Origin of the sequence: Clostridium sp. BJN0013 (genome assembly GCF_040939125.1) — a bacterium.
In the GTDB taxonomy this organism is placed as follows: domain Bacteria; phylum Bacillota; class Clostridia; order Clostridiales; family Clostridiaceae; genus Clostridium_B.
Genome location: NZ_CP162495.1, coordinates 3,215,087 through 3,236,810 on the forward strand (window position 1 = coordinate 3,215,087; position 21,724 = coordinate 3,236,810).

Below are 21,724 nucleotides of genomic sequence, written 5' to 3' on the forward strand. Positions count from 1 at the left end.
CTCACAAGCCTACCATCTCATAGCTTTAGTTCTTAAGTACAACAATTGCCATAATATTTTTCACTTTTTATGCTTTCTGCACCCACTTTGTCAACTGCTTTCCTAAAAATTTCGGAAAGTTTTTTCTCACTTAACTGCTGAGGAAGGTAATTCAACAAAATCCCTATTTCAGATCTCATCTTACGAATCAAATCCCATTTTTCGCCTTTTTTAAATTTAAGCATACATTTGCATCTTTCCTTAACTTGTCTTAATAACACATCTGCAACTTTTTTATCATCAAGTTTTCTTCCATTAGCTTTTTCCACTAATAAAATAATCAATTTAGCCATACTCATAATATCTAATTTAAGCTTATCTATCAATTTAAAATCATATTTCTGGCATTTTTGTTTAAGGGACATATTGTTTAATACCCTCTTTCAAAAAATTCTACTTAAACTTTCTCTTTCTTGCAGCTTCTGATTTTTTCTTTCTTTTTACACTTGGTTTTTCATAATGTTCTCTTTTTCTGACTTCTGAAAGAACACCAGCTCTTGCACATTTTCTTTTAAATCTTCTCAATGCACTCTCTATAGTTTCATTTTCTCCAACTTTTATTTCTGACATATTATATCCCTCCCTCCGCTAGCTCAATTTAATTTAAAAAATTAAATACAGTTAACATGGGTCAAATAGCACATAGCCATTATACAATAAATCTTTAGACACTGTCAACAATTTCATAGTGGTTATATTAAACATAATTGTACTCTCAACTTTTTTATAATGAATATTAACCTGGAGGCCATTTCAAAGTTCTTCCTCCCAGCATATGGAAATGAACATGTGATACTGTCTGTCCCCCTTCTTTTCCACAGTTAGTTACAATTCTATATCCTTTATTTGATATACCCAATTTAACTGCAATTTGTTTTGCAATTAAATATATATAAGCAATGAGTTTAGCATCCTCTTCAGTAATGTCATTTATACTATCTATATGCTTTTTAGGTATCATAAGTACATGTACTGGTGCACCTGGCTCTATATCCTTAAAACATAATACCTTGTCATCTTCATATACTTTTTCAGAAGGTATGTCACCCTTTATTATCTTACAAAAAATACAATCTTCCATAAATTTCACCTCCTTTAACTGTATAATATTCAATAGTTTATAATCAATATCCTTCTAAAATCACATAAAACTTTTGATCTTCCCCGAAATATATCCCTCTTTTAAACTTTCAAGTTTTGTACTTAAAATTTTTCCCTCCAAATTTTCGCCCTTTACAGTTTCTGCAATTATCTTTATATAATTGGGTGTATACCCTTCATAGCATATCTTTTCCCCTGGAACTTTCTGTTCATACAATACATTCATATTATTGCCTAAAAATCTATTCATAAATTTATTTTCCAGTTTTTCATTTAACTTTATAATCCTAATGCTTCTTTCATCTTTTATCTTGCCATCTATTTGATCTTCCATATTTGCAGCTTTGGTACCTTCTCTTCTGCTATATTTAAACACGTGAATTTTTGAAAGTGCTATCTTATTTAAAAAATTATAAGTTTCACAAAATTCTTCCTCTGTTTCACCAGGAAAACCAACTATAATATCAGTGGTTATAGATACATTTTTTATACTCTCTCGAAGTTTATATACTATTTCTTCATATTCTGAAGTAGTATACTTTCTATTCATTCTTTTTAAAGTAGAGTTACATCCACTTTGAAGTGAAAGATGAAAATGAGGACATAATTTTGTTAAATTTGCCATCCTATTTATAATATCTTCTGTAAAAAACTTAGGATCTATAGAACCTATTCTAACTCTATCAATACCTTTTATTTTATCTATCTCTTCCAATATTCTAATCAAGTTCCAATTTTCATTAATATCTAAACCATAGGAGGCAATATGTATGCCTGAAAGTACTATTTCTTTAAAATTATTAATTTCAAGTTTTTTAACTTCTTCTATAATTTTATCAGGTTCTTTACTGCATACAGGTCCTCTAGCAAAGGGTATCAAACAATAAGAGCAGAATCTATTGCATCCATCTTGAATTTTTAAAAAGGCTCTTGTTCTATTTTGATATTCACTTATATTTAAATCTTCAAATGTTCTATTTTTTAAGATATCATTGACTTCTACTATTTTTTCTTCATCTCTAAAGGCTCTATTCACCCAGTGCAATATATCACCCTTATTTTTAGTTCCTAGAACCACATCTACTCCTTCTATTTTAGATACTTCATCTGGAGCAATTTGAGAATAACATCCTACTACAGCAATTATGGCGCTGGAATTTCTTCTTTTAGCACGATGTATCATCTGTCTAGACTTTTTATCCCCCATATTTGTTACCGTACAAGTATTTATTACATACACATCCGCATATTGTCTAAAATTCACAAGTTCATACTCTTCCCCAATAAATTTTTCAGCCATAGCTTCAGTTTCATATTGATTTACTCTACATCCAAGAGTAGCTATAGCCACTTTTTTCTTCCTACCATATAAATGAAAAAATTCCTCACCTGAAAGTGTTAAATCCACTTTATTTGCATTAACTGGTTCCACCTAACAAAAACCTCCTAAATCTCCTAATTCATACATAAGAAGTGCTACACAGACAAATCCCGCCGTTTCCGTTCTAAATATTCTAGGGCCAAGAGTTACTATTTTGGAATTAATATCCTTAAGTTTTTCTATTTCCTCTTTTTCAAATCCTCCCTCTGGACCAATTACAATGGCTACTTTATTTATAGCCTCTCTACATTCTATAGAATTTATTACTTTCTTTATTCCAATAGATTTTTCCATTTCATAAGGAACTACAATTAAGTCCACATTAGATAAACATTTTAAAAGTTCTTCAAAGTAAATAGGAGTATTCACAGGAGGTATTATACTTCTTTTACACTGTTTACAGGCTTCCAATGCAATTTTATTCCATCTATCCACTCTCTTGAGTTCTTTAAAATCACCTTTTATTACCACTCTATTAGTAATTATAGGGGTTATCTCCGAAACTCCAAGTTCAGTAGCCTTTTGTACAATTAAATCCATTTTACTGGATTTAGGCAATCCTTGGAATAAATATAATTTAAGGGTACTTTCATTATATACTTTAAGTTCTTCTACAATATTTATTGTAACTTTTTCCCTGTCTATATTGTCTATTAATCCTAAAAATTCTTTTCCATGGCAGTTGTTTACATTTACTTTGTCTCCTATCTTTAACCTAAGCACTTTATTTATGTGTTTTAAGTCATCCCCTGTAATATACACTGTATTAAAATTTATATCCGCCTGGGGTACAAAAAATTTATTCATATTAAATCACCTTTTTTATCCAAAGGCGGCAATTAGTTAATGCCCCCAGTTTTTTTAAATGAGTTCTTCTAAGATTAAGATGGAGAAAAGCACTCCTTATGAGAAAGCTCCATCCAAAGCTAAAAGTTACTTGATAGTTGATACTATACATACCCATTCTCCATCTTCATTTATTTCTTTTATTTTGAATCCGTTATTTTCCAAATTTTCAACCACTTCCTCTTTTCTATCTATTATTATACCCGAAGATATAAAAACTCCTTCTGGAACTAAAAATTCTTTAACTTCTTCTGTTAAAGACATTATCACATCTGCAATTATATTTATAACCAAAATATCTGCCTTTCCATGAATTTCTTCCATAAGATTTCCATGAACTACCTTTATATTTTTTATGTTATTATATCCTATATTTTTCAAAGCGGATTCTATAGCTACAGGATCTAAATCCACCGCAGTAACTTTTTTTGCTCCAAGCTTTGAGGAAGTTATAGCTAGTATTCCTGAACCTGTACCTATATCAAATACATTTGATTCGGGCTTAACATATTTCTCCAGTGCCTTTATACACATTTTTGTAGTTTCATGAGTGCCAGTACCAAAGGCCATACCTGGATCAATTTCTACTACTATATCATGTTTTTTATTTTCATACTTTTCCCAAAGTGGCTTTATTACTATTTTCTCTCCAGCCCTATAGGGCTTATAGTACTTTTTCCAATCATTCTCCCAATCCTGTTCATTTACTTTATTTACTACAACCAAACCTTTTCCTTTATCTATACCGAAATTTTCTAAATTATTTATATTATGTTTTATGTATTCTAGATAACTGTCAAAGTTTTCATTTTCTCTATAGTATGCTTTAATTACTGCTCCCTCTTTCACTTTCAATAGACTTTCATCAAAATAATCCCAGTCTCCAGAATGTTTTTTCTTGAATTCTATATCCTTTGTATCTTCTATGGATATACCTTCAACTTCCGTATTATATAATATTCCTGAAACAGCTTCTACCGCTTCACTACTTACAATTATGGAGACCTCTATCCATTCTTTACTCATATGCTTCCTCCTATATAAGTAAATATACTGACAGCTATAATATGAAAACTGTCAGTATATTTACTTATTATAATTTTGAAGATTCTATTTGGAATCATTTTTAAAAATTTTATCGATAAATGATTTTTTTTCTACATCTCTTGGTTGAATTTCTCCACTAGCTTCCATGAACATTATAACAGCTTCTTTTTGTTTTTCATTTAAACTTTTAGGTATATCTACAATTATATTCACGTATTGATCTCCTCTACCTCTTCCATCAACTTTAGGAACACCTTTTCCTTTTAATCTAAATACAGTTCCCGGCTGAGTTCCAGGTGGAATATCATATTTAACATCTCCATCTATAGATGGAACTTTTAAACTAGTTCCAAGTGCTGCTTTTCCAAAACTAATATGAGCATCTAGATAAATGTCAAATCCCTTCCTTTTAAATTTACTATGAGGAGAAACCCTCAAATTTACATAAAGATCTCCTGGAGGTCCTCCATTTTTACCATGTTCTCCTTGTCCTTTTATAGGTATTATATTGCCATTATCCACTCCCATAGGAATTTTCACTTTTATTTTTCTATGCTTCCTTACTGTACCCTTACCTCTACATTCTTCACATTGATTTCTTATTATAGTACCTTTACCGCCACATTTATCACAGGTAGTCATGGTAACGAAATTTCCAAGTGGAGTACTTCTCTGATGTCTAACCTGACCTGTACCACCGCATTTATCACAGGTGTGAGGATGACTTCCTTTTTTTGCACCTGTCCCATTACAAACTTCACATCTTTCATCTCTAGTTACAGGTATTTCCTTTTCCACACCAAAAACTGCTTCTTCAAAGGTCAAACTCAATGTATATTCAAGATCAGAACCTCTTTCTGGTCCATTTTTTCTTTTTCCAGAAGAAAATCCACCTCCAAAGAAAGAGTCAAATATATCTCCAAACCCCCCCAGATCCGAAAAATCAAATCCTCCAAAACCACCTTGAAATCCTCCACCATTAAAATCAGTGGTACCAAACTGATCATACTGGGTTTTTTTCTGAGGATCTGTAAGTACTTGATATGCTTCATTTATCTCCTTAAATTTCTCTTCTGCTTTCTTATCATTTGGATTTCTATCTGGGTGGTATTTTAATGCTAATTTTCTAAAAGCCTTTTTTATATCCTGATCACTGGCTCCTTTCTCCAGTCCCAAGATTTCATAATAATCTTTTTTTGCCATTTTTATGTTTTTCACCACCTAAAACAAAAGTATAAATTACAATTTCTACTTAAATTAAGGGAAGAGCCAGAAACTCATCCCTTAACTATTATTATTATACACATTTATTATATAATCGTGAAGAGAAAATATTATTTATCATCATCTACTTTATAATCTGCATCAACTACATTGTCATCTTTAGAATCTGTATTTCCTGTTGTTCCCCCTGGGTTTGCTCCTGCATCCGGTCCAGGCTGGGCATTTTGACTATATATTTTTGATGTAATTCCATAGAAAGTCTGTGTTAAATCTTCTGTAGCCTTCTTAATTGCTTCAAGATCATCTCCATCTTTCACTTTCTTAACAGCTTCAACTTTTTCTTCTATAGCTTTTTTATCTTCACTTGAAACCTTATCTCCTAAATCTTTCAAAGTCTTCTCTGTCTGATATACCACCTGATCTGCATTATTCTTTATCTCTATGGATTCTTTTCTCTTCTTGTCTTGCTCTTCAAACTTTTCAGCTTCCTTTACAGCCTTATCTATTTCATCATTACTTAAATTAGTAGAAGCTGTAATTGTAATATTAGCTTCCTTGCCAGTTCCCTTATCCTTGGCAGATACATTTACTATGCCATTTGCATCTATATCAAAAGTAACTTCAATTTGCGGCACTCCTCTTGGAGCTGGAGCTATACCTGACAGAGTAAATCTTCCAAGGGTCTTATTATCTGCAGCCATTTGTCTTTCTCCTTGAACTACATGGATTTCCACAGAAGTCTGACCATCTGCTGCAGTTGAAAATACTTGACTCTTCTTAGTAGGTATTGTAGTATTTCTCTCAATTAAAGGAGTAGCAACTCCTCCTAAAGTTTCAATTCCAAGAGTAAGCGGAGTTACATCAAGAAGCAATACATCTTTTACATCCCCAGTTAAAACTCCTGCCTGGATAGCTGCACCCATAGCCACACATTCATCAGGGTTAACCCCTTTAGATGGTTCTTTACCTGTAAAACTTTTTACTGCTTCTTGAACAGCAGGTATTCTTGTAGATCCACCTACCAATATAACTTTATTTATATCATTTATTGTAAGCCCTGCATCATTTAATGCTTTTCTCATAGGTTCTATTGTTCTGTCAACCAAGTCCTGTGTAAGTTCATTAAATTTTGCTCTTGTTAAACTCATATCTATATGTTTTGGTCCTGTAGCATCTGCTGTAATAAACGGTAAGTTTATATTGGTTTGAGTTGAAGATGATAACTCAATTTTAGCTTTTTCGGCACCTTCCTTTAATCTTTGAAGTGCCATTTTATCATTTTTTAAATCTATGCCATTATCAGCTTTAAAAGTATCTGCTATATAATCTATTATTTTTTTATCGAAATCATCTCCGCCTAAATGGGTATCTCCATTTGTAGCCTTAACTTCAAATACGCCATCTCCAAGTTCCAATATGGATACATCAAAGGTACCTCCCCCTAAGTCATATACAAATATTCTCTGATTTGTATCCATTTTATCCATTCCATAGGCAAGAGCTGCAGCCGTAGGTTCATTTATTATCCTAAGCACTTCAAGTCCTGCAATTTTTCCTGCATCTTTAGTTGCCTGTCTCTGACTATCATTAAAATATGCAGGTACTGTTATAACTGCCTGTGTAACAGTTTCTCCTAAATAAGCCTCTGCATCTGCTTTTATTTTCTGAAGCACCATTGCAGATATCTCCTGTGGTGTGTATTGTTTTCCATCTATATTAACTTTATGATTTGTTCCCATTTCCCTCTTTATTGAAATTATTGTTTTATCAGGATTTGTTATTGACTGTCTTTTAGCAACCTGACCTACCAATCTCTCTCCGTTTGCCTGAAAAGATACTACAGAGGGAGTTGTTCTTGCACCTTCTGAGTTTGCTATTACTACCGGGTCTCCACCTTCCATAACTGCAACACAGGAATTTGTTGTTCCTAAATCAATACCTATTACTTTTGACATGTTAATTTACCTCCTAAATTTAACTCAGTTGAGATTTATCTTGTATACCTCTTATTTATTCGAAGACGGCAATTGGCTAATGACCCAGCCTTTTCAAAGTGAGAAATTAAGCACTGTTGCGCCCTCTGGATAAGTTCTCCTAAGGTTCAGATGGCGAAAAGTATTATTTATTAACAAACTTCATTTGAACCTAAGAGTCACTTGATATAATTTAGCTTTATACATTAAAAACTTAATTAGCCACTTTAACCATACTATACCTTATTACTTTATCTTCCCTTTTATATCCTTTTTGAAACACCTCTACAATAGAATTTTTATCATATTTATCATCTTCTATGTGCATAACTGCATTATGAATATTAGGATCAAACTCCCCTTCTGTAGAGATTTCTTCTACATTTAATTTTTCAAATGCAGTTTTAAATTGTTTAATTGTCATTTCCACGCCTTTTTTTAAGTCATCTATATTCCCTTCTACTTCCACTGCTCTTTCCAGATTATCTAGAACAGGTAATATATCCTTTAATATATCTTTACAGGCATCAGAATAAATAGCTTCTTTCTCTTTAGCTGTTCTTTTTCTAAAATTGTCATATTCTGCTGCAGTTCTTGCTAGTCTATCTTGTAAAGTTTTAAATTCATTGTGTATTTTTTCATTTTCAGATTTCAATTTAATATTTTCACTTTTCAACTCTTCTTCTGGATTTGACTCTAAAGTTTCATCCTCTTCTATATTTTCTGCTTCTTCCTTTTCTTCATCTACTTCTGTTTCTAAATCAGTGTCTTTATCATTTTCTAAATCCTCATTACTCTTAAAGTCCATATTTTCTTTTTCCTGTTCTACATCACCATGAAAATCTGATGTATTTTTATCTTCTTCCTTTAACATTTTAGAAATTTCCTCCAATCTAATATTTTATCACCACTTACACAACTAGTTTATACTACTATGCTAGGCAGTTTAAAACCCTATTAGAAATCAAAAGGTTAATCACTTTTCTACTTTTCCTCTGAATAAATATGACTTAATATATAATTCATTTCCCTCACTACATTTTCTAATATTGATATAACTTTTGAATAAGGCATCCTAGTAGGTCCTATTACACCAATTTCACCTATAGGTCTTTCATTGAGACTATAGACTGCACAAACTACACTGCAATTTTCTGCACCCTCTATATAGTTCTCTTCACCTATCTTCACTGAAATATTTGAAGCACTGTTTAATAGTCCATTTACCTTATCCTTGTTATCCAGCATAGATAAAAATCCTTTTGCTTTTTCTATATCTTTATACTCTGGATAATTAAATATATTAGTAGTACCCTGCATATATATTTGGGAATTATCTACACTGTTTAGACTATCATATAAAGCAGATATTATATTATTAAATATATCTTCATAGCCTTTTAAATCTATCCTCAAGTTATTTATAACTTTTAAATTTATTTGCTCTGCAGTTAGATTTTTCAGTCTGGCATTTAATATATTGCTTAACTTATTAAGCACATCATCTGAAATAGCTTTTCCTACCTTTATCAAATTGTTTTTTATAATTCCACTGTCAACTATTACCACTAATAATATATTTTTACTGGATTCAATATTTATTAGTTGCACATGTCTTATATACCCCTTTTTAATGGATGGTGCCTTTACTATGGAAGTAAGTTTTGTCAACTGTGACAAAAGATTGATAGCTTGCTTTATTATCTTATCAACTTCAAATAAAGTGACATCTATTATCTGGCTTTTTATTATATAAAGTTCTTCAGGAGTTAAATTGGGTATTTGCATTAATTCATCTACATATAGTCTATAACCTTTATTTGAAGGTATTCTCCCTGAAGAGCTGTGAAGCTGTTCCAAATACCCCATATCTTCCAGATCAGACATTTCATTCCGTATAGTAGCTGAACTTACACCTAAATTATATTTTTTAGCTATGGTTCTAGATCCTACAGGCTCTGCCGTATTTATATAATCATTTACTATGGCCTGAAGTATTTTTATTTTTCTCTCATCTATTTCCATAATATCACCTCTTTATTAGCACTCGTTAGCATTGAGTGCTAATTACCATGATTAAAAAATATCACTCATAATTTTTTTTGTCAACATCATATAAATTATATTATTTAAGTAAATAGTTTAGTTTACCCGGTTTAAAACTGAATTCATAATCTTTTCTCATGTTTTCTCAAAATATCTAATACAATTGATATTAGTTTAGTATAAATTCACACATTATACTGTTAGATACCTCCATTCCTCTATTACTTAGGTATAGTCTATTATCCTTTAATATTAACATTTCGTTATTTACATATTTAGTTATTACCTTTCCATATACTGAATAAATATTTTTATTAAATCTATTATTAAAATCAATTATAGAAATTCCTTTCACTTTTCTAAGACCCATAAACATAAATTCTTCCATATCGTTACAAATGGAATTTTTATGCCTATCCAATTTTAGAATTTTTCCCCTGGTGCCTTCTAAAATATATTGTTCTATATTTTCTGTGTTTCTATACCTGTATCCCCCTGCATAGGAATGTGCACCTGCGCCACAACCTACATACTCATTTAAATCCCAGTATACCAGATTATGCCTGCACATATTATCCTCTCTGCAAAAATTAGATATTTCATATTGTTTGTAACCTTTTTTCAAGAGAAATTCCAAGGTAAAATCATACATTGCTCTCTCTTCTTTTTCCGAGGGAAGATTTAATTTGTTTTCTCCATATAGATTATAAAAAGGTGTACCTTTTTCCAGGATAAGACTATAACAGGATATGTGCTCTGGTGAAATTTTAACCACATTTTCCAGGCAATCTTTCCATATCCCTAAAGTTTGTTCTGGAAGTCCAAATATAAGATCTACATTTATATTTGAAAATCCAAAATTTCTCGCCATTTTGTATCCTTCTAAAAAATCCTCTAAGGTATGGATTCTCCCTAAATTTTTAAGTATATCATTTTGCCAGGCTTGAAGTCCTATGCTTAATCTATTAACTCCCATATTCTTTAGGAATATAAGTTTTTCTTTTGTAAATGTACCTGGATTCCCCTCTACTGTGAATTCTAAATCTTCAGTGGTATTTAATTTTTGTATAGACTTATATATATTATACCACGCATCTAAAGATAAATAGGTGGGAGTTCCCCCACCTATAAATATAGTGTTTATTTTTCTACTTCCTATAGTTTCTATATCTTTAGCCAATATTTTTGAATAATCTATCATAAGCTTTTCTTTTCCACTATAAGAAGGAAAATCACAATAGAAGCACTTTTTCTTGCAAAATGGAATATGTATATATAAAGATAGGGGCTTATTATCATTTACTTCTTTATTATCATACATATAATATACCTCTTATTCTTCAGTTTTCAGTATAGCCATAAATGCTTCCTGTGGAATTTCTACCGTTCCTACCTGTCTCATTCTCTTTTTTCCCTCTTTTTGTTTCTCAAGTAATTTTCTCTTTCTTGATATATCTCCTCCATAACATTTTGCAAGTACATCTTTTCTCATAGCTTTAACTGTTTCTCGTGCTATAATTTTTCCACCTACAGCAGCTTGTATAGGTATTTCAAAAAGCTGTCTTGGAATTATACCTTTTAACTTTTCAGCTATACCTCTTCCCCTCTCATAGGCTCTTTCTTCTGGAACAATCATAGACAATGCATCTACCATATCTCCATTTAAAAGCACATCCAGCCTTACTAATTTAGCTGGCTTATATCCTTTTAATTCATAATCTAAAGATGCATAACCTCTAGTTCTGGATTTTAAAACATCAAAAAAGTTATATATTATCTCATTTAAGGGTATATCGTAGTTTAACGATACTCTTGCAGTTTCAATATACTGCATATCCTTAAAAATTCCCCTGCGATTTTGTGCAAGCTCCATAACTGCTCCTACATATTCAGAAGGAGTTATTATAGACGCTTTCACTATAGGTTCCTTCATATATTCTATTTCTGAAATAGGAGGCATATTGGTAGGATTTGTAAGTTCCACTACTGTACCATCTGTTTTTCCTATTTTATATATAACAGAGGGGGCTGTAGTTATTATGTTCAAATTAAATTCTCGCTCTACTCTTTCCTGTATAACATCCATATGTAATAGCCCTAAAAAACCACATCTAAATCCAAAACCTAATGCCACAGAGGTTTCCGGCTCAAAATTTAAAGCTGCATCATTTACCTGCAGTTTCTCCAATGCCTCTTTTAACTCTCCATATTTTGCTCCATCAACAGGATATATACCACTGTATACCATAGAAATTACAGGTCTATACCCTTTTAAAGGTTCTTTTGCCTGATTCTTAGCTCCAGTTACAGTATCACCTACCCGGGCATCTCTTACATTTTTAATAGATGCAGTAAAATACCCTACATCTCCAGCCCTTAATTCAGCCCTTGGCATAAAATTGGGAACAAATATGCCCGTTTCTGTAACTTCATATATCTTTCCAGTAGCCATAAGTTTTATTTCATCTCCAGGTTTAATAGTACCTTCTTTTACTCTTATATGACAAACTACTCCTTTATAACTATCATAATTTGAATCAAATATAAGTGCTTTTAAGGGAGCATTTTCTTCTCCCTGTGGAGGTGGTATTTTATCCACTATTGCTTCCAGCACCTGCTCTATATTAAGGCCTGTCTTTGCAGAAACAAGAGGAGCTTCAGAAGTTTCTATTCCTATAACATCTTCTATTTCTTCCTTTACTTCCTCAGCCCTAGCGCTTGGAAGATCTATTTTATTTATCACAGGCAGTATCTCCAAATCGTGCTCCATTGCCAAATAGCAATTTGCCAAAGTTTGAGCTTGAATTCCCTGTGTGGCATCTACTACTAAAATTGCTCCTTCACAAGCTGCCAAACTTCTTGAAACTTCATAATTAAAATCCACATGTCCCGGTGTATCTATAAGATTTAATACATATTCTTCTCCATTATCCCTTTTATATACAAGCCTTATAGCCTGAGATTTTATAGTTATACCTCTCTCTTTTTCTAGTTCCATATTGTCAAGTACTTGAGAATCCATTTCTCTTTCAGTAAGTGTTCCTGTCTTTTCAATTAATCTATCTGCCAATGTAGATTTACCGTGATCTATGTGAGCTACTATGGAAAAATTTCTTATATGTTTTTGTCTTTCGGTCTGCATACTATTTTCCTCCAATATTACTAACTATATGGATAGCTACAGTAAATTATATCATAACGCATATATAGTGAAAAGCCTATTATTTAGTAAATTTGTCTTCTATGTTTTCAAATATGTGTTCAGTTTTGTTTGTGACTTTAGAAATCCCAGAATGGACCCCTTCTCCTATTGAGTTTACAAGCTTTTTTGTACCATTTTTAAAATTATAACCTATTTTATTATTTATGTATAAAGAATATTCTCCCATATCTACTCTGAAGTCAAAAGGTGAAAGGGAACAATCTATTTTAAAGTTTGAATCATCTTTTATAAATTCCGGCAACCTTGCGGTAACAATTGTAAAACCCGCAAAGATTATTATAGTAAAAATTATTATCACAGCTATAACTCCTTTTTTACTCACAAAAATCACCCCTATAACAAACATTGTTTACATTATAAGGATGATCCTTTTTACAGATTTTATACAAATTTTATTTATTAAGTATTTCCGCTATTATTCTAGCCACATATTTACCTGTAGCCTTAGATTCATCAGATGTATTTATATCCGCTCCTATTTCCATAAGCACAGCATTATTACTCTTATCCTGATTAAAATATCTAGTTCCATAATTATAATAACAAATACCTTTTGCAAGCCCAGGAAATAAATTATTAGAAGTTTCTATTATTTTATTTGCCATAATCATATTTTTATCAAAGTGGGGATTTTTTCTAGCCATCACCAGCATGAATTTAGCTACATTTTCTCCATTCAATCTAGCGGTTACTGCTTTTTTATCCTCTACTGAATCCCTGTGAAGATCTATTATAAGCTTAAAATCTCCATGTTTTTTTAAATAATTATCTAAAGTTACAGAGGATCTTGCATAACTTTGAGTATATGCCTCTGCATCATGAACTGTCTTGTCATTTATGGCACATATTCCATAATTATTTTGAAGTTCATTAACTATTACGTCTCCTACGGCACAAACATTTTGTGTATTATCAAAACTATTTGCCTCTCCTGGTTTATAGCTTTCTGTAGTATGAGTATGATATATAAGTACTTCCGGTGTGCTAGTATCCAAAGTTTTTTTAAGACTTGAATCATATAAAGTTACAGTTTTATTTTCTAAATTTAAATCATTCTGGCTGTTGGAACTTGATGTATCACTACTTTTTTCAATTTCTTTATCTTCTAAATTAAATTCATTAAAACTTACATTCTTTGAACCATCTAAATCCAAAAAAGCCATTTCTCTTCCCAAAAGCGACAACACATCACTGGTATTTAATCCTATCATCTTTAAAGCTGTATCTCTTATAGAAAAAGTATTTTCTGCCATATCATCTTCTGAAAAAGAAGTAACTTTCACAGTAGATAGGGTGTAATTTAAAACTTGAACATAAAACATATTTCTCTTTTTATCACTGCTATATGAGTTAGCTTTTACCATACAAGGCAAAATAATAACTAGTATTATAGTCACTACTAGCATACATATTTCTAACTTGGACCTATATTTAAAACTATTTCTTCTGTAATTCAATGTTTTCTGCTTTAAATTCTTCAAAGCAGTTTTCCCCCCTCCCGTAAACATATTACTGTTAATTTATATGAGAGGTATATTAAATTTATTACTTAATTTAAAATAAGGAATGTACCTACTCCTTATCCACTGCCAGTATAAATCAAAAATTTAATTTAAAAAAGTATTTATATCATTTAAATCCAAAGCAGGCTGTAGGGCTATATTTATTCCATTGGCAATAATCTTTGAAATTGAATCTATAACTAAATCCACATCTTTAGGTGTCACCACGATATTTTCTCCATAGGGTTCTAATATTTCTTTTATCATTTTTTGCTTTTCATCTTTATCTACAGCTTTTAGTGCCTTGTAAAATTCTCCTCCCTTTTTACTCTGATTTATCATTTCATCTAAAACCAAATCAATAGTATCATTTGCCATAGTAGCTGCATCTACCACTGTAGGCACTCCTATAGCTATTACAGGAACCCCTAAAGTTTTTTCGCTTAATTCCATTCTTTTATTACCTATTCCAGAGCCGGGAGATATCCCTGTATTGCCTATCTGTATTGTAGTATTTACCCTATCCATCTTTCTGGAAGCCAGAGCATCTATACATACTATAAGATTAGGCTTTATTTTGTCTACAACTCCTTTTATAATTTCACCGGTTTCAATGCCAGTAATACCTAAAACTCCTGGTGAAATAACACATACCGGCCTTATTCCTTCATCTATTTTATCTGGAACTAACTCCTTTAAATGTCTAGTCACCATTAATTTGGAGGCTACTTTAGGCCCCAGGGCATCCGGGGTTATATTCCAATTTCCAAGGCCAACCACCATTGCTGTCATACTGTCCTCTATACTTATCATGCCTGACAATACTTTTCCCATTGCCATACTCACCTTATCTCTCATTTCTCCATCATAGTGAGTAAATTGTGGCATATCTATAGTTATGTAGGAGCCTTTAGGTTTTCCCATGAACTTTTCTCCAACATCTTCTAATATCTTTACATAAGTTACTTTTATATTGTCTTCCATTTTTTCTTCTATCTCTACTCCTGGAATTTTACTACCTATTTTTTTCTCGCAGATTTCCTTAGCTTCTACTGCTAAATCCGTTCTTATATTAAACATTTATGTACCACTCTCCATTTACAATTTAATATTAAAATTCAATTATTAATCATATTGAATGATTCTCAGATTTAAGTGAAGTTTGCCACAAGTAATGCTTTTCTCCACATATATCTACACATTATTATTAGTTATTTTCCTTTGCAATATACTATTATATAAAGTGAAGAATATATTTAAGTAATTCTTATTATTGCTGCTAGTAATGGTAGTATTCAGATAAAACTAGAGCTATTAAAATTTCCCTTGAAGTGGTTAAAATTTAATGTTATAATAGCATTTGTTAAATATAATGAACTCATTGGTAAATTTCCCCAAGGCTGTTGAGATCTAATAATTAATAAGGGGGTGAAAGCATGGCAAACATAAAGTCTGCAAAGAAGAGAATAAAGGTTATAAAAACCAAAACGCTCAGAAATAAAATTATAAAATCTTCATTAAAAACTACTATAAAGAAATTTTTAGCTGCAGTTGAAAGTGGAAATGTGGAAGAAGCTAAAGTTAGCTTTACTGCAACTGTAAAAGCTTTGGATATGGCCGCATCAAAAGGTGTAATTCACAAAAATAAAGCATCTAGAAATAAGTCTAAGTTAGCTTTGAAATTAAATAAATTGACAGCATAATAAATAAACCGGTACCTGCCGGTTATTTATTATGCTGTAGTATTTATTATCAAAAGTTCCATTTCAATTTTTTCATCTGTAGATAGACTCTTTAATTTTTCTTCTGTATTTAAACATAATTCCACAGCTCTTTTTAGTTGGTTTAAAGTAAACTTTTTACTCTGATTTAACATAACACTGTATCCATATTCTGATTTAATATTTAATTTTTCCATAACTTCTTTTTTGGCACTTCCACATTTTAAATACAACTTTATTTTTAATAAAATATTAAACTGTCTTTCTATCATGGATAAAATATAGCTTATTTTAATGCCACCATAAATAAGTTCATTTAATATGTAAAGGGCATCTTTTATCTTTTTATTGGATATGGCATTTACCAAATCAAATATATCCTCTTCACTACTTTTTAAAAATACTTTTTTAATATCTTCTCTTTCTATATCTCTGCCATAAGTATAACAACACAACTTTTCAACTTCATTTTCTATCATATTCAAATTGTTATCATTCATAAGACTGCAAAATATTCTAAGATCTACTTTTTTTATATTTTTCCCTCTTTCATAAAAAAACTCTTGAACCTTATTTTCCAGTTGGTACCCTTTCATTTTATCAGTTCTTACTATACACAAGTGCTTATCCAGACTATATATCTTTTTACCTATTTTATCCCTTTTATTCTTAAATAAATAATACAATATTAAAATACAATGCTCAGGTACATTTTTCAAATAATCTCGTATACTATTAAATTCAGAAGAAAGTTTACTTCTATTATCTTGTTCTTCACCTATAAAGGTGGCCCTATATACAAGTACAACCTTCTTATCACTCATGAAAGGTAATGTTTCACAGGCATTTATTACAGGATCAAAACTTTCAAGAGAACTTCCATCAAATTTTATATAGTTAAACTCTGCAAAATCAGGTTTTATAGTTTTCTGAACCAATTTTGTTATATTCTCTTTTATAATAAATTCATCTATTCCACAAAATAAATAACAATTTTCTATATGTGCTTTTTTTAAATTTTTCTCAAAAGTAAATACATCTATCAATTATAATCACTTCCATTTTATTTAAATAGAGCAAATATTATTTGATTCTAAAAAGCCTATTTAGTATTATATCATATCCCACGCTTTCTTCATTATTTGATAAATACTTTTTGTAATCTTTATTAACATCTTTATTAAGCAATTTCATTTTGGGTATATATATACAATTATCTTTTTTAAAAACCTCTATATGGTCTTTGTAATACTTGGTCAATAAAAAATTAAATTCTTTATCCTCATTATAAAATTTGATTTTCATGGAGGTATCTAAATTATCGCATACTTTCAAATACATATGTTCATCCAGTCTATATACAAAATTTTTTTCGGGATTGGTCACTATCTTTTCTATTTGTTCATTATCCTTTATATTCCTTATCCACTGAGTATTAATATAGTCATAATTGCATATAAAAAACCTGTCGAAACCTTTTTTCATAATCACAGCCTCCCCATTACTATTATTCATAAAAGTTATAGTAGGAAAAAAGTTATAACTTTGAAAAAAAATTAAGACTGCACAAATTGCAGGAACATATTTAAACTTTTTATATCCATATCTACACATGAGGAAACTTATATATATTATAATTATAATTACTCCATCTATATATTTTAAATAAATTATATTAGGGCAAAACTTTAAAATAGCTATATTAATAACTTCTTCTAAAATAAAAACAAGATTTATAATCCAGGAAATAACTTTAAATACAGGTTCAATAAAGTATAAACATAGTGCTGAATTTCCTAAAATTACTATTATTGAAAATAAAGGAATGAGGAATAAATTTCCCGCCATAAATCCCAAACTGAAATTTTGAATTGTAAAAGCTATATAGGGCATAGAAAATATTTGAGAACTTAAACTGAGACTTATATTGCTGGCTATTTTGGAATGAAGTTTAAATAACTTTCTATAAATTCTTTCATTATATAATATTATTCCAAGGGTTGATAAAAAAGAAAGTCCAAATCCAATATTTACTATATAATAAGGTTTTACAGCCATTAAGATCAAAGCTGATAAGCTCAAAGAAGATACACTGTCATATTCTTTCAAAAACATTTTAGATAGCTTAAATATTAATATCATTATAAAAGATCTCATGGTGGCAGCACCCATACCTGTAAAAATCACATATAAAACAGATATGCCTACAGCTATTTTAAGGCCAAATATACATTCCAGTGTCTTATATATTATGGCCATATGAAATCCCGATACACTTACAGCATGGATTATTCCCAATTTTTGAAATTCCTCCATTTGATTCTCACTCATGTAAGCAGTTTCTCCATAGCAAAGGGACATAACCATAGCTGCTCTACTTTCTCCTATTGACTTTTTAAATCTTTCATATATATTCTTTTTAAATTTATAAATATTAAATATGATGTCATCCTTACAAGCTTTATATTCTTCTAAAGCATAGTTACCAATTATCCCCTCCTCTATATAGGCATTTCTCTTGAAATTCCCCCGTACTTTTATTCTTTGTCCCTCTTTCAACCCTTTTGTTTTACCGTTTAATATAATTTTTCTGCCCTTGAAATCTCCTATAAAATAGTAATCTTTCCTTTCCACTACTCTAATTTCAATAATCTCTTTAACCTCTACATAAAAATACACATTAAAGGACGCTACTCCGAAAATAAAAAATAGCATATTGAAAATACAAAACTTAATTTCTAAAGTTAATAATACTATAATAAAAAAAGAAACAGCTAATGCTGCTACCATAAAAATGCTATCTAGAAATATTATAGCTGATATACACCCTGCTGCCAGTGAAATGGAATAAAATACCAGTGGCCTTTTTATACTATATTTACTATACAAAAAAACCACCTCCTATTACTATTTTATCCTAAAAATAATAGGTTAAACAAATTCTTCTCTTTGAAATTTATAAAATACACAAAAAATAATCCATATCAAAATACATATTAAAAATATTTTTAAATAAATGCTATTATATAGAATCACAAAATTGCTTATAATCGCTGTTATTACAAATTGAATAAAAGCACTTGTAATTATAATTAAGTTGGACACCTTGTTATGGAAAAACTTTTTATTGGAAAAACTATAGGTAAATATTACTGCACAGGTATTTAAAATCCATAGAGAAGTTAAAAGATCAAATTGAATTTTATATAAATTACCTATGTAAAAACCTATAAAAGCTATAATTCCCATTAAAAATCCGCCAGTTATAATAAATGTAAAATTATCTGTAACTATGCTTTTATCAATAGAAAAGTATGTATAGTCACCTTCTTCATCCTTATACTGATATATAAGAGCCAGAATAGATAAAAACATAAGTATGCTATTAAACCAAAAAGATTCTATAATAATATTGTTGACAATATGAAAATCAAACAAAAAACTTCCCATTAAAAATATTAAAAGAGCAAAATTACAACTTATAATATAGACAATTATTTTTTTAAACACTTTCATTATTTTTCTTGAATCCTCTATGGTACCTAAAATATTCATAAAATCTATATTATCAGTAAATATATCACATAATCTCTTTACTATTTTGCTTTTTGTATTGGTTATTCCCACATTAGATATTTTAAGAGCAGGTAAATCAGTAAGCTTCCATCCTGTTATGGCAGATACATATCCATAACCTTTTAATGCTTTTACTATCTGAACTTTATGTTTGGAATTTATTCTACAAAAAATATTAACTTTTTCTCCAATACGTTTAAATTCACTCTCTGTCATATTATCTATTTCCACTCCAGATAATATTTGCTGAAGTCTGGATACAATTTTCAATTTTTTTCCTATAGCCAAAGCTGTAAGTTTATTATCCTCTGTAATTATAATAGGTTTAATAGAAAGAGACAATGCCTTCTTAATAGAATCCACTGCATTTTCCTTTAACATATTGTCAAAGCCAATTAATCCCACGAACACCAGATTACTTTCAATATTCTCTTTAATACTAGGCTCATAATTAAAATTCCTATAGGCAAATCCTACCACATATAAGCATTCATTAGACATGCTAATATTCCAATCTTTTATAGCTTTTATATCTTCATCTGTTATCTCAACTTCTACACCATTTTTTAATATATGGGTACATCTGGCTATAATAGAATCCGGTGCCCCTTTTACATTAGCCCTATACTTTTTACTCATTTTATTTACAGTTGTCATTATACGCCTTTCACTGTCAAATAAAATTTGAAATATTCTATTATTGTCTTTATCCAATTCTCTTTTATAAATACCATTTTGTTGTCCGAACCTTACTAAAGCTAACTCTACTAAATTTTCTCTGGAATTTTCCACATCTGCTTTTACAGATCTAATATCATTACACAATATGCCTATATTTAACATTCTGTATAAACTTTTTCCCATATTTTCTTTTAAGATTTCCTCATTTACATCAATGAATCCATTACTGTCGTAAGCCTTTACAACTTCCATCTTATTTTTAGAAAAAGATCCTACTTTGTCTGTACAAATAGCTGAAACTCTTGAAAGCTTTTCTAAACTAGACAAATCCTTAAAAAAGACTTTCTTTTTTGCTAGCTTCTTAAATAATATAGTACCTGAAAATAAAATTATTATAATCATTACTTGAGGAATGGAACTTAAAAATATAATGGACAATTCTTCTAAATTACTATAAAAATTCTGTTTAAATATAAGAGTTAATATTAATTGAATGATAGAAAGAACTCCTATAGAAATTATAGTGAATATATTTAAAATTTTATGAAGTCTAAAGCCAAAAGATTTTTTTTCCTTTCCTTCTTCAATTAAAAGCTTTACCATATTGGCCACTTCTGTATCCATACCCACTGACACAACTATTCCTGTACCATCTCCTGAAACTACTGAAGAAGATTTAAACAATATATTTTTCATATCTGATAAGAGTAATTCTTTATCATCTATTTTAGATTCATACTTTTCAGAGATAAAATTCTCCCCTGTAACAGAGCATTCATCAACCTTTAAATCATTACTTTCTATAATCCTTATATCTGCAGGTATTCCCTCTCTTTGACCTACAATAACTATATCCCCTACCACCAGTTCTTCCGAAGGTACCTTTATCGTTCTTCCATTTCTTATTACTCTTGCCATGCCTGAATTTAATTTTCGTAATTCTTTAATGTTTTTCTCTTCTTTATACCTTTCAAGTGCTACACATAACATATTAAAAAACATAATAGCCAAAGATACAACTGCATATATAAACATATCCAAATATATAAATACAACTATACTTAAAATTAAAAATACAATCCAAATTTCTTTAAATTGTATAAACATAAAATAAAATAGCCCTTTGGTAGAAGGCATAATAATTTTATTTTTCCCATATTTTTCTCTGCGGAGCTCTACCTGATCATCATCCAGCCCATAATATACATTACTGTTTAATTCTCTTACTACTTCACTCCAAGAATGTCTATACCAATCAACCATACCTCAACACCTTCCCATATCAAGTGATTCTTAGGTTCATGTGAAATTTGCTTATAAAAAATGCTATTCTCCACCTAAATCTTAGAAGAACTTATCAAGTG

The 21,724-nt window shown here is 30.2% G+C and carries 19 protein-coding genes; 1 reads left to right on the forward strand and 18 read right to left on the reverse strand.

Annotated features, from left to right (window positions below; all coding sequences use genetic code 11):
* Positions 1 to 32: 32 nt before the first annotated feature.
* The 15 genes from AB3K27_RS16725 to gpr form a co-directional block, all read right to left on the reverse strand.
* On the reverse strand, positions 33 to 404 hold the full coding sequence (locus tag AB3K27_RS16725) for a GatB/YqeY domain-containing protein (RefSeq protein WP_368488506.1): 372 nt from the start codon (positions 402 to 404) through the stop codon (positions 33 to 35).
* A gap of 28 nt (positions 405 to 432) precedes the next feature.
* The gene (gene rpsU, locus AB3K27_RS16730) at positions 433 to 609 is read right to left on the reverse strand and encodes a 30S ribosomal protein S21 (protein ID WP_007061146.1); all 177 of its coding nucleotides are present in this window, start codon (positions 607 to 609) and stop codon (positions 433 to 435) included.
* 166 nt (positions 610 to 775) lie between these two features.
* Positions 776 to 1,120: a histidine triad nucleotide-binding protein gene (locus tag AB3K27_RS16735; RefSeq protein ID WP_368488507.1), complete on the reverse strand. Its 345-nt coding sequence runs from the start codon at positions 1,118 to 1,120 to the stop codon at positions 776 to 778.
* A 60-nt stretch (positions 1,121 to 1,180) separates the two neighbouring features.
* A complete protein-coding gene (mtaB, locus tag AB3K27_RS16740) occupies positions 1,181 to 2,548 on the reverse strand; it encodes a tRNA (N(6)-L-threonylcarbamoyladenosine(37)-C(2))-methylthiotransferase MtaB (RefSeq protein WP_368491265.1) in 1,368 nt (455 codons plus the stop codon).
* Between the two features lie 24 nt (positions 2,549 to 2,572).
* A complete protein-coding gene (locus AB3K27_RS16745) occupies positions 2,573 to 3,328 on the reverse strand; it encodes a 16S rRNA (uracil(1498)-N(3))-methyltransferase (protein WP_368488508.1) in 756 nt (251 codons plus the stop codon).
* A 126-nt stretch (positions 3,329 to 3,454) separates the two neighbouring features.
* On the reverse strand, positions 3,455 to 4,393 hold the full coding sequence (gene prmA, locus AB3K27_RS16750) for a 50S ribosomal protein L11 methyltransferase (protein ID WP_368488509.1): 939 nt from the start codon (positions 4,391 to 4,393) through the stop codon (positions 3,455 to 3,457).
* Positions 4,394 to 4,477: 84 nt separating this feature from the next.
* The gene (gene dnaJ, locus AB3K27_RS16755; protein ID WP_368488510.1) at positions 4,478 to 5,617 is read right to left on the reverse strand and encodes a molecular chaperone DnaJ; all 1,140 of its coding nucleotides are present in this window, start codon (positions 5,615 to 5,617) and stop codon (positions 4,478 to 4,480) included.
* 131 nt (positions 5,618 to 5,748) lie between these two features.
* Complete coding sequence (gene dnaK / locus AB3K27_RS16760; protein WP_368488511.1) at positions 5,749 to 7,593, reverse strand: molecular chaperone DnaK; 1,845 nt, start codon at positions 7,591 to 7,593, stop codon at positions 5,749 to 5,751.
* Positions 7,594 to 7,825: 232 nt separating this feature from the next.
* Positions 7,826 to 8,485: a nucleotide exchange factor GrpE gene (gene grpE / locus AB3K27_RS16765; RefSeq protein WP_368488512.1), complete on the reverse strand. Its 660-nt coding sequence runs from the start codon at positions 8,483 to 8,485 to the stop codon at positions 7,826 to 7,828.
* A gap of 110 nt (positions 8,486 to 8,595) precedes the next feature.
* Positions 8,596 to 9,636 (reverse strand): heat-inducible transcriptional repressor HrcA, encoded by a 1,041-nt coding sequence (gene hrcA, locus AB3K27_RS16770; RefSeq protein WP_368488513.1) that lies wholly within the window; start codon positions 9,634 to 9,636, stop codon positions 8,596 to 8,598.
* Between the two features lie 190 nt (positions 9,637 to 9,826).
* The gene (hemW, locus tag AB3K27_RS16775) at positions 9,827 to 10,978 is read right to left on the reverse strand and encodes a radical SAM family heme chaperone HemW (RefSeq protein WP_368488514.1); all 1,152 of its coding nucleotides are present in this window, start codon (positions 10,976 to 10,978) and stop codon (positions 9,827 to 9,829) included.
* Between the two features lie 12 nt (positions 10,979 to 10,990).
* Positions 10,991 to 12,799: a translation elongation factor 4 gene (gene lepA, locus AB3K27_RS16780; protein ID WP_368488515.1), complete on the reverse strand. Its 1,809-nt coding sequence runs from the start codon at positions 12,797 to 12,799 to the stop codon at positions 10,991 to 10,993.
* Between the two features lie 79 nt (positions 12,800 to 12,878).
* Positions 12,879 to 13,202, reverse strand: coding sequence for a hypothetical protein (locus tag AB3K27_RS16785; protein WP_368488516.1), 324 nt, complete (start codon positions 13,200 to 13,202; stop codon positions 12,879 to 12,881).
* Between the two features lie 70 nt (positions 13,203 to 13,272).
* Positions 13,273 to 14,286, reverse strand: a complete 1,014-nt coding sequence (locus AB3K27_RS16790; RefSeq protein WP_368491266.1) for a stage II sporulation protein P — start codon at positions 14,284 to 14,286, stop codon at positions 13,273 to 13,275.
* Positions 14,287 to 14,487: 201 nt separating this feature from the next.
* A complete protein-coding gene (gpr, locus tag AB3K27_RS16795; RefSeq protein ID WP_368488517.1) occupies positions 14,488 to 15,462 on the reverse strand; it encodes a GPR endopeptidase in 975 nt (324 codons plus the stop codon).
* 356 nt (positions 15,463 to 15,818) lie between these two features.
* Here gpr and rpsT point away from each other — a divergent pair, with 356 nt between their 5' ends.
* Complete coding sequence (rpsT, locus tag AB3K27_RS16800; RefSeq protein WP_012101274.1) at positions 15,819 to 16,085, forward strand: 30S ribosomal protein S20; 267 nt, start codon at positions 15,819 to 15,821, stop codon at positions 16,083 to 16,085.
* A gap of 29 nt (positions 16,086 to 16,114) precedes the next feature.
* On the opposite strand, the gene holA is transcribed toward rpsT, so the two are convergent.
* Genes holA through AB3K27_RS16815 form a run of 3 tightly spaced genes read right to left on the reverse strand, consistent with a single transcriptional unit; the run spans position 16,115 to position 21,623 of the window.
* Positions 16,115 to 17,149: a DNA polymerase III subunit delta gene (gene holA / locus AB3K27_RS16805; protein ID WP_368488518.1), complete on the reverse strand. Its 1,035-nt coding sequence runs from the start codon at positions 17,147 to 17,149 to the stop codon at positions 16,115 to 16,117.
* A 37-nt stretch (positions 17,150 to 17,186) separates the two neighbouring features.
* Positions 17,187 to 18,992, reverse strand: a complete 1,806-nt coding sequence (locus AB3K27_RS16810) for a ComEC/Rec2 family competence protein (RefSeq protein WP_368488519.1) — start codon at positions 18,990 to 18,992, stop codon at positions 17,187 to 17,189.
* 42 nt (positions 18,993 to 19,034) lie between these two features.
* Entirely contained in the window at positions 19,035 to 21,623 is a 2,589-nt protein-coding gene (locus tag AB3K27_RS16815; RefSeq protein ID WP_368488520.1) for a cation-translocating P-type ATPase, read from the reverse strand.
* Positions 21,624 to 21,724 lie beyond the last annotated feature (101 nt).